At 64.5% G+C, this 707-nt stretch carries 2 protein-coding genes; both read right to left on the bottom strand.

Annotated elements, in window-relative coordinates; all coding sequences use genetic code 11:
• Positions 1-320 (bottom strand): FMN-binding negative transcriptional regulator (locus EOA85_RS36620; RefSeq protein ID WP_164760195.1); only part of this gene is annotated, 320 nt, incomplete at its 3' end.
• A gap of 5 nt (positions 321-325) precedes the next feature.
• On the bottom strand, positions 326-707 hold a 382-nt coding region (locus EOA85_RS36615), incomplete at its 5' end, for a prolyl oligopeptidase family serine peptidase (RefSeq protein ID WP_206523511.1).

The raw sequence follows: 707 nt of genomic DNA, 5'->3' as shown, positions 1-707 counted from the left end.
ACCTTCCCGGTCTCGCGCTTGGTCTCGTACCAGGACGGCGTCACATAGGCATCGGTGCCCTGGAAGACGACCAGCACGGGCGATGCCGGGTTGTCGGCCAGCAGGCGCCATTGCGGATTGGCTCTCGCCAGATGGGCGCGCAGACTGCCGTTCGGCGGCGCCTCTGCGTTGCGCAGGGAGGGGGCGTCGAGCAGGAACGGGATCGCGTTCGCGACCGGCCCCTCGGCTCCATTTGAAATCAGCAGGCCAAGCGGATGCGCCCGGATCAGCCCGTGCAGCACGTCTTGCCGCGTTTCCTGGAAATGCGGGGGCTGGTACATCGCTGTTATCTCAACCGTTTCGGCCGCGGGTCGGATAACTCGCCGGCCAGCCGGCGATCGAGATAGTCCGCGCATTCCTGGAGCAGGAGGTCCGCGTCGTTGGAGAAGAAATGGTTGGCCCCGGGCAAGGTCTTCTGGGTGATGGTGATGCCCTTTTGCGTGTGCAATTTGTCGACCAACCCCTGCACGTCCTTTGGCGGCGCGACCTTGTCGGCGTCGCCATGGATGATGAGGCCGGACGACGGGCAGGGGGCCAGGAACGAGAAATCATAGGTGTTGGGCTGCGGCGCGATCGAGATGAAGCCTTCGATCTCCGGCCGGCGCATCAGAAGCTGCATGCCGATCCAGGCGCCAAACGAATAGCCGGCGACCCAGCAGCTCTTGGAA

The organism is Mesorhizobium sp. M5C.F.Ca.IN.020.29.1.1 (assembly GCF_003997375.1).
Lineage (GTDB): Bacteria > Pseudomonadota > Alphaproteobacteria > Rhizobiales > Rhizobiaceae > Mesorhizobium > Mesorhizobium wenxiniae.
Note: the sequence above shows the minus strand (reverse complement) of the source record. Positions and strands in the feature narration are given on the sequence as shown.